Origin of the sequence: Cohnella soli (genome assembly GCF_042655525.1) — a bacterium.
GTDB lineage: Bacteria > Bacillota > Bacilli > Paenibacillales > Paenibacillaceae > Cohnella > Cohnella soli.
The window spans coordinates 691779-703377 of record NZ_JBHSMI010000028.1; the positions used below are offsets into that span (position 1 = coordinate 691779).

Here is an 11599-nt window from a genome sequence, read left to right on the forward strand (position 1 = left end):
AATCAGCGACAAGGAGTTGCAGGCTATGAGATTCCGAAATGCAATGATTGCGTTTATGGCTTTAACGTTGTCTTTCTGTTACTTCCCTCCTCAGGCAGTGCATGCTGCAGGCAATATTGCGTTTTCTTATGACCTTAACCATGTAGGGAAAGTCGTAACGAACAAATCAAGCAATGTAGACGCCTGGGGATTGGGAAAATGGTCGACGGTAGCAGCCGATTTGCCGCCCGACTCCTATTCTGCCAACGACCCCTACACCAAAACCGTTGAATTGATGATCGCGACGGGAGGCAGTACGGGAAGAGATCTTTTCGTAGACACGGACGATATCACGGATTTGACGGATTACAAATTCAAGGCTCTGGTTGAGGCATGCGCGAATATTCTCCGCCAAGGCTTAAAGCCGAAAATCAAACTGGGGAATGTGCCGCTCAAATTCAGTGCCGATCCCCTTCTGAAAATTTTCGAAGTCAATGTCAGACCGCCCGATGATTACAAAGCGTATTACAACTATGTAAAAGCGATCGCCGATCAACTGAAAAATCATTTTGGTATCGATGAAGTCAGAACATGGACGTGGGGCGTTCTTACGGAATACGATAACAGCGATTGGTTTGACGCCGGCGATGCCAACAGTACCAAAATCGCCTATTACAAGTTATACGACTATTCCGTGGCTGCGCTGGAGGACTCGTTAGGTGCCGAAAATGTTGACGTTGGCGCGCACAGTATGTTTCTTGGCGGAGGCTATTGGGATGCAAGAGATTTCCTTAACCATTGCAAGAACGGGACCAATTATGCCAGGGGAACGGTCGGCACGCAAATCGACTATGCTTCCATATCGTTCTATGATAATTATCCGATCGGGTTCGATACGCCGGTATTTCTGAATACGATCAACGCTATCCGGAATTATGCGAATTCCATTGGGCTCACCGGCATGAAGTTCGGGGTTGACGAAGGCAGAATCCTAATGGGATGGGACGGCAAAGGACTTCCAACCCGCGATGTGCAGCATCCTATGCAAGGTTCAAGCGATGCCAAAATGTTCAAAGTGCTGGTGGACAACGATGTGGATTGGTTTGCGCAATGGGATGGAGGAAACATAACGGATAATGGCGTGAGAACGCTATCCGGTAATATGCGCAACTTGCTGTATAAGATGACGAACGGCAGAGTTGCCGAGGTGACTCGCACAGGTACGCCAACCGGTTCCACGGACGAAGTCGACAGCATGGCGAGTTATAACGATACAACCCATTCCATTCATGTATTTGCGTACAATAATAATGCGGATAAGGATGCGAATACCGTTGAACCGGTTACAATCAACCTGAACCATATTGAACCTGTAAGCGGCAATACGGTCACTGTGAAGAAGTGGATTGTGGATGATACTCACGCCAACTGGTGGGCAACGTGGTGGCAGGATCAGACGAACCGCGGCCTGACGGATAGCGACTATCTTGCTGCCTGGTCCAAGTATTCAGGCTTGCCCTTTGTGTTATTGAACCAGTCCGACAAAGATTACTTTAATTCCAGAGGAAGCGTGTATAAGAGTTTGGGAGACTTGGCGTACACGACGCAAAATGTCGCAATTAACGGAAATGCGTTGACGTTTACCGACAATATCGAGCATCATGGCGTGGTGTTTTATGAAATTACGAATGTCAAGAATGCGCCGGTGAGTTTACCTGGACAAGCCGGGACGCCTAGCCCGGCCAGCGCAGCGACCAATGTAAGTACTGCGCCCCAGATTTCCTGGACAGCGGGTTCCGGGGCCGTCTCCCACGATATTTACTTTGGCACGAGCAGCACGCCGCCTTTTGTGCAAAACCAAACAGGCACGGTGTACAATCCGGGAAAATTAAAGGCTGGGACGACCTATTACTTGCGAATCGATGAAAGAGGTACTGGCGGGACCGCCCAAGGTGCGGTATGGAGCTTTACGACGACTGCCTATTCGGACGAGCTGTTAAACAATCCGGGATTCGAAAATGGAACGACTGGGTGGACCATAGATTCTTCTACCCTGACGAGCGTTACGAGTCCTGTGCATGGAGGAAGCAAAGCTGTCAAAGTAACAAACCGCGCTGACAGGTACACGGGGCCAAGGCAGAACATCAAAGATCTGTTGGCAGCTAGCGGGAAAGGCAATTACGCCGTATCGACCTGGCTTAAAGCCGGAACAGGCAGCATGGACGGTCTGATTCAAATCTGGATCAAATCCAATGGCGGTCAAGAATCCTATTATTATCAGGATTTGAAGAGCTTTAGCGATTGGACGCAGGTATCAAGCACGCTAAACCTGACTTGGACAGGAGCCCTTGAAGACGCCCAAATGCGGATTTTCACAGGCGACGGCCAGGTCGAAGACTTTTATGTGGATGATGCGAGCATGAAGAAAGTGGCAAGGACGTCGCCATTAATCAACAACCCGGGATTTGAAAATGGAACGACGGGGTGGCTCACCGATTCCTGCGTTCTGACGAGTGTAACCAGTCCGGTGCATGGCGAAAGCAAAGCTGTTAAAGTAACGGACCGCGCTGACAGGTATACGGGGCCAAGACAGGATATCAAGGATGTGTTGGCGGCCAATGGGAAAGGGTACTATACCGTATCCGCATGGCTGAAAGCCGAGACGGGCAGCATGGACGGACTCATTCAAGTCTGGGTCAAATCGAATGGCGGTCAGGAGAACTATTACTACACCCCGCTGACGAACTTTAAAGATTGGACAGAGGTTGCAAGCAGAATCAACGTGACTTGGACCGGAAACCTTGAAGCTGCCCAATTGCGGATATTGACGGGCAACGGTCAGACAGGCAATTTCTACGCAGACGATGTCGCTCTCAAGAAGGTCGGAGAGAAAGCGTCGCCCGACAAAGCGACGAACCCGTATCCGTCAACCGGCAGAACGCGTACAATTCTCGCGCCCGAGCTGACGTGGACAGCCGGCTCCAGATCTGCATCGCATGATGTGTATTTCGGCACGAGCAGTTCGCCGCCTTTTGTACGCAACCAGACAGGAACAACATATACACCCGGCACTTTGGAGGCAGGGACAACCTACTATTGGAGAGTTGACGAGAGGAACGATAGCGGCATTACGGTAGGCCCGGTATGGAGCTTCACAACGTTGGACGCAGCTCCCGAATTGCTGAACAACCATGGATTCGAGGCGGATACGAACGGTTGGGTAACGGATGGAGCAAGTACCCTGACCAGCGTCACTGATCCCGTTCATGAAGGCGCCAAATCAGTTCATGTTACGAGTCGACTGGACGAGTATGGAGGGCCAAGGCAGAATATTAAAGATATTTTGACTGGGAGCGGCCAAGGCGACTATGATTTGTCCGCGTGGCTTAAAGCGGGGACAGGGAATATGAACGGAGTCATTCAAATTTGGGTGCAGTACGACGGGGGCAAACAGACCAGCTACACGCAAGGCTTATCCGGATTCGGCGATTGGACAAAGCTATTTTACAAGCTCAATGTGACTTGGACCGGAACCCTGGAAGCGGCCCAACTGCGAATCTTTACGGGCTCGGGTCAATTGGGAGATTTCTATGTAGACGATGTAAGTCTGAAGAAAGAAGGGCCGACAAAGTAATCTTAGATGAGGTTAAGCAGCAACTGGCGTCTGTAATTTACGGGCGTCAGTTTTTGTCTTAATGAGAGTATCGAGTTTCTATCCGGTCATCCTAACGGAGCAAGTTGCGGCCACGGCTGCATTTTATGTGGAACACTTCGGGTTCGAGAAGGTTTTTGAGGCGGATTGGTATGTCAGCTTGAAAATGTCCGGCAGTGATATCCCATTCGAGTTGGCCATTCTCGATGCGGCTCATTCGACCATTCCGGGCGCGTACAGGACGCAAGTGAAAGGGCTCATCCTTAACTTTGAAGTAGACGACGTTGATGCTGATTACGAGCGATTGATTAGAGGAGCGGGGCTTCCTCTCGAACGAGAGATTCGAAGCGAGGATTTTGGACAGCGGCATTTCATCACTTCCGATCCGAACGGAGTGTTGATCGATGTTATTTCCATCATCCCTCCGACAGGGGATTTCAACAATCAGTATACCGAGGAAGTGTGGAAATAAGGGCATGAGAAGAAGCAAAGCGGACACAACGGAAACGATACGGAAATTGATCGAGATCGCTAGAGTCCATTTTACCGAGCATGGTTATGCGAATGCGGCGTTGGAGTCGATCGTTCATGAAGCGCAACTGACGCGCGGCGCTGTCTACCATCATTTTCGCAGCAAAAAGGAATTGTTTCGAGCTGTACTGGAGGATGTCCAGCGCGAGGTCGCCGAGCGAGTCGAGGGAGACGCTGCGACAAGCGAAGATCCATGGCAGCAGCTTTATTTAGGATGCCGAGGGTTCATTCTGGCTGCCGTTGAGGAGAGCAATCGGCGAATTATGCTGATAGACGGTCCGGCGATTCTCGGCTGGGAAACGTGGCGGGAGATGGACAAGAGCCACTCCATGCGTTTGTTGAGGGGGCAGCTTGAGATGATGCAGGAGCAGGGAAATATTCGAATGCTCCCCCTCGACGCTCTGACCCATTTTATATCGGGCGGCTTAAACGAGACGGCGCTTTGGCTTGCTAATGAATCCGCGAAGCCGGAAGCTTTGGATGAGACGATGAAGGTGCTTGATGCTTTCTTGGAGGGGTTTAGAACAGTCGAAATGGAGGCTAAATGAAGGGGGTTCACAAAATGCATTGATGATGTATTTCAGACGTCGGGTCACCCGGCGTTTTTTTGTTGGGGGAATAACAGTTGTCACTAGACAAGGTCGTTCTACTGAAGTAGAATATAATTGTATTCTAATGCAGTAGAATGACTGTTAATGTGAGTGGGAGGTTACCGTTTAATGATGAAGCTTTTCGACAGCGAGCTTAATATTATGGAAATCTTATGGAGGGATGGCGATACCGCCGCGAAGAGGATTGCAGAAATAACCAAAGAAAAAATAGGCTGGAGCAAAACAACAACCTATACCATTATCAAAAGGTGCCTTGATAAAGGGGCGATCGAACGGAAAGAGCCTAATTTTGTATGTCATGCACTGGTAACACGGGAGCAGGCGCAGGAGCACGAAACAACAGAACTTATCAATAAAATGTATAATGGGGCCCCTGACAGGCTGATTGCTTCGCTTCTAGGTCAGAAACGGCTGACGGCTGAGGAGATTACCCGCTTGAAGCAACTGATTGAGAGTTTGGAATGAGGTGGGGGATGCCGTTACTGGAAACAAGTCTGTCGGTTTCCATTTTAATTGTTGCGATCCTGTTTTTTCGTTGGATACTCCTTCACAAGTTGCCGAAAATGACTTTTATGTTTCTCTGGAGTGTTGCGTTAGTTCAACTGCTGGTACCTGTTTCCGTTCATTCGCAATTTAGCATCTTTACGGTGCTCGACTATTTAAGCGGCAGAATGTTTGCAGGAAAAGAAGGAACTCCCGTAACAGAAAGCCCCCTCCTTACTGATGGAGGCACGGTTAGCATGCCGCCGGTAAAAGAAAATATGACTTTTCCAACCGAGCCCTTGCAGATAGCTTCGCAGCTATCGCCTATTGTATGGGCATGGCTTATCGGCTTCACGTTATGTGCTTTATACTTTATCATCCCGCATTTAAGAAGTCGCAAAAATTACAAAATGTCATTGCCTATCAACAATAATTTTATTAGAGAATGGCAACAATCCAATCGTTTATGGCGAAAGGTTCAAATCCGGCAAGCGGATCACATTTCGACTCCGCTCACCTACGGGATTTTACGGCCGGTTGTCCTCTTGCCGAAAGCTTTAGACTATACCGATGAAAACCAACTTGCCCTTATCCTGACTCACGAATTTACGCACATTAAACGATATGACACACTTAAAAAGTGGCTGTTTGCCGCAGGCGTAAGTGTTCATTGGTTCAATCCTGTCGTGTGGGTGATGTACGTTTTCGCCAACCGTGACATCGAGCTGTCATGCGATGAAACAGTGATACGGACATTTGGGAATAGCACGAAGTCAGCTTACGCTTTGGCACTTGTCAGTTTGGAAGAAAAGAGAAGCGGGATGTTTCCAATGATGAGCCATTTTGCTAAAAAGCCGATCGAAGAAAGGATTATTTCGATTATGAAAACAAAGAAAACCTCCATTAGGACAATGCTGCTTGCAATTACAATTGCAGTTAGCGTCGTTACCGTCTTTGCGACTTCTGCACGGGACGAAACGGAAGCTGCAACGGGAGGCGACGAACCTGTAGCCGAAGTCGTACCCAACCTGTACCAAGGTCAATCCACGACAGTGCTCATGCCAATCGATTTAACCTTCAGGCAAGCCGATGTGCCGATGTTGATCGACAACCTTATTGCTTCCAAATATCGGGCAATATATATCGATAACGAGATATATGTGCGCGTCATGAATGATAACTCTGTAATGATTAGCAAGGACAATGGGAAGGCTTGGGGAAAATATGACACGGATGACGTCGAAACGAAAGATTTTGCTAAATGGCTTTTGGAAAATGATCCTAACCCGGGTTATTCGATGAAAGAAGTACAGAGCCGGTTGGCAAACGGGGCAGAAGTCAAACATATAGCGTTTGAAAACGGGAAGGAAATGTACTTTATTATGGACGCGAGGGGCGTACAGATTGAGCTTGTGCAACCTGCAAAACTAGCCTCCGTTCTGATTGACGGCCAAAGAATGATGATTACTTGCGAAAGACTTCCTATGTATATATCAGACCAGATACTGAGTATATCAGCCCCGATGCTGAGGACATTTTATGACTTGTTAGTTTCCAGTAACATATTGACGAAAGCCGATGCAGATCAAGACTATTCGCAGAGAATGAAGTATCTGAAAAAAAACGATACGATCTTTACGGTAACAGATTAAAAAAAATTCCGTGAACGAGGAAGAAGCATCGAAGACAGGACCGTCGCTCTGATTGTCACGCTGCAAATCATGTCCGGCACCAACGCGAACACGTTCAGCCCTCAAGGTAAAACAACACGCGCACAAGCTGCGGCCGTACTTGTAAGGACGCTGAAAACGCTTGGTTGGATAGATTGATGAATTGCTTTTATAGTAACAGGTTAAGGTGGGCGAAAATCGCCCTCCTTTATTTGTGTCAAAACAAAATGAAGATAGGCATCCCTTCTTTTTGCAACAAATTTGCAACATCGCACTGGTTATAATGTCGTATGTACCATCAATATGTCGAAAAATTCCAAGAAAGGCGGTCATGATGAGAATGATTACAGAAAGTCATCGGGGACTAGCAATTCCCATGATCGGCATTGTCGCGGTTCTTCCAACGGTGGTAATGACGGAAAAATCATACCTAGCAAAGGTGGGTTATAGGTGAAGAAAATGAACGGTACGAAGAGAATTGCGGTTTCGCCCGGCAGACAGCTTAAGTTCATGTTGTCCGGGTTGCTTCTGGTGTTGTCGTTACTCTCGCCATTGGCAGGAAAAGTGGCGTATGCAGCTCGTGATCCATTGTCAGGGGAAGGTACGGAGGAGAATCCGTGGAAAATCACCAAAGCGGCGGATTTGCATGCAATCGGGCAAGGTGATTATCTTTGGAGCGGTCATTATCTTTTGGTGAATGACATTATTCTTACATACGATTTCTATCCGATTGGTTTTGGAGACGACTCCGGCTTCTCCGGAACATTCGACGGAAACGGCAAAAAAATCAGCGGTTTGCAGATCAATAGGCCGGATGACGACAATGTCGGTTTGTTCTCCAAAATCGAAAACGGGCATGTTTTCGATTTAACGGTTGAAACCGGTAACGGAGGCATTATCGGTCACGATAATGTAGGCATCATTGCCGGGTTAATGGAACAAACGGAAGAAGACAGCTGGGCATCCTTGATGTTCGTTTCCGCCAAGGGAGACGTAAAAGGAAATAAAAATGTCGGCGGTTTGGTAGGCAGTGCCAGCGGAGTTGACGACAATTCGAATCTGGTATTCGCTTACAATCATATGGGTCGGGGTACCGTGACTGGTGCAAATTCGGTTGGTGGACTGGCAGGGTTTTTGATGACCGGAACGGTATATAACTCTCATGCCGAAGCTGCGGTTACAGGAGGAGGTTTGGATCCAGACGAAATAGGCGATTCTATGGGAGGGCTGCTCGGATATGCCGATGATGCGCAAATTCTCAGAAGCTATTCAACAGGGACAGTCGGATCGACCATTTTTACCATAGACAATATTGGCGGTCTAATAGGCGCGTCGTCAAATAGCAAAATCTATCATTCTTATTCCACTAGCAATATCATCGGCACACGTTTTGTCGGCGGCTTGATGGGATTCTCTTTCGAAGACTTTGTTCAGAATAGTTATGCCGCAGGTTATGTAGGCACCACGTTTGGTCCAGCGAACGGGTTAATTGGCATTAATTACAATGAACTTTCAAATGTCATCGCGTCCTATTGGGATACGCAAGCGTCGGGCCAACCGGATGGCGATGTGTCCGATGCCCATCTGTATGGCATTGGACGAAACACTAATCAGATGAAAAACAAGGCAACATTCACATCCGATTCGGAAGACGAAGACAACAACTGGGATTTCGAGCATGTGTGGTATATGGAGAACGGCCGTTATCCGCAGTTATACGCCGGCATGGACATCCGTTTTAATATGGAACCTTTATACGTATCCGTCAAGAACGTAAGCGAGCAAAATATTCAAATCAACATGGATTCCAGGTCGTTGGGCTACGGCCATAGGATTAGCGTATACCGAGCAGATAACAATGATACGCCTGTAGATACTTTTCACGCAGGAACATATGCATCCGCGTCATTCACACTCCATACGAGCGGCATAAACGATGGATGGCATGAATTAGACGACGGGTATTATTTCGTGAACCAGTACGGTAATCGAACTAGCGTCTTTTATCCTCGCATCTTCATCGACAGTACGTCGCCTGTATGGGGGAACGACGCTTCTATCACCCAAGATGAGGACAGCGCCGGTGATGTCGTTTTATCATGGGACGAGGCCACCGATGGCACGGGCAGCGGCGTTCGTTATTATCATATGTATGTCAATGGGGTGCCTGAGCTTAACCCGGTTTACGGTACGACATACACGCTAACCGCCCCCTCGACATCCGCCGCTTATGAGGTCGAGGCAGTTGACTGGGCGGGCAACAAAAGTACCACCAGGCTTTCGATCGGCGGAACGCCTTCGACGACATCGGTAAGCGGTACGAGGAATGTCGTAATCGGGACAATGAACATCCCAAGCTATACCGCGACCGTATTGGGTGCCCCATCCTATATGCAGCCGCCGTTTTCCTCGTCTGTATATGGGGGGACGCTGACCTTCTACGTTGACGGCGTTGTTAAAACGGACAACGTGCAGTTATCGTCGGTCATATCAGCACTACCTCCATACGGGATGTTTCCTTTAAACAACTACAACGATTTAACGGAAGGCGTTCATACCCTTAAAGCGGTTTACTCCGGTTATTCGGGTAATTTTCATGGAACCGATTATAAGGTCAATCCAAGCGAGGGAACCTTCGACATTACGGTAAGCGGTTTGAATGTAACGTCGAGCGACCCGAGCGGTGCGGAGAACGACGGCAAGACGAAGCTAGTAGTGGCGCCCGCCGTGACGACGGGTCACAAGCTGGTGTATCGCAACTTCGGCAGCAGCGATGTGATTGTGCCGAACATAGGAGACGTTCTCGATCTGACCGATTATACGGATCTCCCTGAAGGCGGTATCGTTTCCGCGACGAGCTTCGATAAGATCGGAGTCGTGGAGCTGGATACGGGTACGGGAAAAGTGATTCATATCGGTCAAACGTTTGCTATTGTGATGAATGAGCCTGAGGGACCGGGTGCGGCAACGGGCTTGACGGTCACGTCCAGCGACCCGAGCGGCGCGGCGAATGACGGCATGACGAAGCTGACGGTGACGCCGGGTGCAACGACGGGCCATAAGCTGGTATACCGTAATTTCGAGAGCGGGAACGTGATCGTGCCGAACGTGGATGAGGTGCTAACAGGATACGCGAACCTTCCTGCCGAAGGTCTTATTCCGGCTGCGAACGGCGATAAAATTGGCGTTGCGGAGGTCGACACGTTAACAGGCAAAGTGGTCCGCTTCGGACAGACAACGGCTGTGGTGGCAGCAGAGCCACCGGTAATAACGCCAGGACCTTCAACATCTATACCAGTCACGAATGATATTGAAGTTCTCGTTAATGGCAAGGTCGAAAATCTGGGCAAGTCAAAGACGTCCGAGTTCGGCGGCGTGAAGACGACGACCGTGACCATTGATCCTGTCAAGCTGCAAGCGAAGCTGGATGCGGAAGGCAGCCATGCGGTTGTGACTATACCGGTCAAAACAGCAGCGGATTCGATCATCGGCGAGTTGAATGGACAGATTGTCAAAAGTATGGAGAAAGCATCGGCTACGCTTGTTCTCCAGACGGAAAAAGCGACTTACACGCTGCCTGCGCAGCAAATCAATATCGACGCGCTTTCCGAAAAATTAGGTAAGTCGGTGGCGCTGGCAGACATCAAGGTACAGATCGAAATTGCCGTTCCGGCCGCAGATCAGATCAAATGGGTGGAAAATGCGGCAGCGAAAGGCACATTCACGCTTGTCGCTCCGCCGGTTGAATTTACGGTGCGCGGGACTTATGGGGACAAGACAGTTGAAGTTACCCATTTCAACGCATACGTAGAGCGGACGATTGCGATTCCGGAAGGTGTCGACCCGAGCAAGATTACGACGGGCGTCGTCGTCGATCCGGACGGTACGGTACGCCACGTTCCGACGAAGGTGGTCGTCATCGACGGCAAATCTTATGTGAAGATCAACAGCTTAACGAACAGTACGTACTCCGTTGTCTGGCACCCGCTTGAATTTGCCGATATGACAAAGCATTGGGCGAAGGATGCGGTCAACGATATGGGATCGCGGATGGTTATCGAAGGGACGGGCAATGGTCAATTTAGTCCCGACCGCACGATCACGCGCGCAGAGTTCGCTGTAATTGTCGTTCGCGGTCTTGGACTGAAGCTGGAGAGCGGAGCATCCGCCTTCCCGGACGTGAAAGCTTCGGACTGGTACGGCAGTGCTGTGAACACTGCAGTCAAGTATGGGTTAATCAGCGGCTTCGAAGACGGCACGTTCCGTCCGAACGAACAAATCACGCGGGAACAAGCAATGTCGATCATCGCCAAGGCGATGAAGGTTACTGGTTTGAAAGGCAAGCTGCCGGCACAATCGGTAGACGCGGTGCTTCGTTCGTTCGCGGACGCGGCTGCGGCATCCAATTGGGCGAAGAACGGCATCGCCGATAGCGTACAAGCCGGCATCGTATCGGGCAGAGGCGAAGCAGGTTTGGCGCCGAAAGCCTTTGTTACGAGAGCCGAAGTTGCGATGATGGTTCGAAACCTGCTTCAGAAGTCCGATTTGATTTAATTTAAGGAGCAAGGGGATGTACTTCCCCATGGCCTAGAGGCCGCCACTATGAATGAAAATGTAATAGGCCTGTGTATCTGCATACTCCTTAATGGAGTTGCAGGTCACAGGCCGTTACT

At 49.3% G+C, this 11599-nt stretch carries 7 protein-coding genes; all 7 read left to right on the forward strand.

Translation table 11 applies throughout. The features are described from left to right. Positions 1 to 25 precede the first annotated feature (25 nt). The gene (locus ACFPOF_RS18965; RefSeq protein WP_378135468.1) at positions 26 to 3613 is read left to right on the forward strand and encodes a carbohydrate binding domain-containing protein; all 3588 of its coding nucleotides are present in this window, start codon (positions 26 to 28) and stop codon (positions 3611 to 3613) included. Between the two features lie 61 nt (positions 3614 to 3674). Beyond that, on the forward strand, positions 3675 to 4103 hold the full coding sequence (locus ACFPOF_RS18970; RefSeq protein ID WP_378135470.1) for a VOC family protein: 429 nt from the start codon (positions 3675 to 3677) through the stop codon (positions 4101 to 4103). Between the two features lie 4 nt (positions 4104 to 4107). Further along, on the forward strand, positions 4108 to 4710 hold the full coding sequence (locus tag ACFPOF_RS18975; RefSeq protein ID WP_378135472.1) for a TetR/AcrR family transcriptional regulator: 603 nt from the start codon (positions 4108 to 4110) through the stop codon (positions 4708 to 4710). Between the two features lie 171 nt (positions 4711 to 4881). Continuing rightward, complete coding sequence (locus ACFPOF_RS18980; protein WP_378135474.1) at positions 4882 to 5238, forward strand: BlaI/MecI/CopY family transcriptional regulator; 357 nt, start codon at positions 4882 to 4884, stop codon at positions 5236 to 5238. Positions 5239 to 5246: 8 nt separating this feature from the next. After that, complete coding sequence (locus tag ACFPOF_RS18985) at positions 5247 to 6908, forward strand: M56 family metallopeptidase (protein WP_378135476.1); 1662 nt, start codon at positions 5247 to 5249, stop codon at positions 6906 to 6908. Between the two features lie 48 nt (positions 6909 to 6956). After that, on the forward strand, positions 6957 to 7085 hold the full coding sequence (locus ACFPOF_RS18990) for an S-layer homology domain-containing protein (RefSeq protein ID WP_378136052.1): 129 nt from the start codon (positions 6957 to 6959) through the stop codon (positions 7083 to 7085). A gap of 300 nt (positions 7086 to 7385) precedes the next feature. Beyond that, a complete protein-coding gene (locus tag ACFPOF_RS18995; RefSeq protein ID WP_378136054.1) occupies positions 7386 to 11480 on the forward strand; it encodes an S-layer homology domain-containing protein in 4095 nt (1364 codons plus the stop codon). The last annotated feature ends 119 nt before the right edge of the window (positions 11481 to 11599 follow it).

Coding starts and splice junctions, on each gene's coding strand:
- ACFPOF_RS18975 (WP_378135472.1), top strand. CDS start 4,108: ATGAGAAGAAGCAAAGCGGACACAACGGAAACGATACGGAAATTGATC.
- ACFPOF_RS18965 (WP_378135468.1), top strand. CDS start 26: ATGAGATTCCGAAATGCAATGATTGCGTTTATGGCTTTAACGTTGTCT.
- ACFPOF_RS18995 (WP_378136054.1), top strand. CDS start 7,386: ATGAACGGTACGAAGAGAATTGCGGTTTCGCCCGGCAGACAGCTTAAG.
- ACFPOF_RS18985 (WP_378135476.1), top strand. CDS start 5,247: ATGCCGTTACTGGAAACAAGTCTGTCGGTTTCCATTTTAATTGTTGCG.
- ACFPOF_RS18970 (WP_378135470.1), top strand. CDS start 3,675: ATGAGAGTATCGAGTTTCTATCCGGTCATCCTAACGGAGCAAGTTGCG.
- ACFPOF_RS18980 (WP_378135474.1), top strand. CDS start 4,882: ATGATGAAGCTTTTCGACAGCGAGCTTAATATTATGGAAATCTTATGG.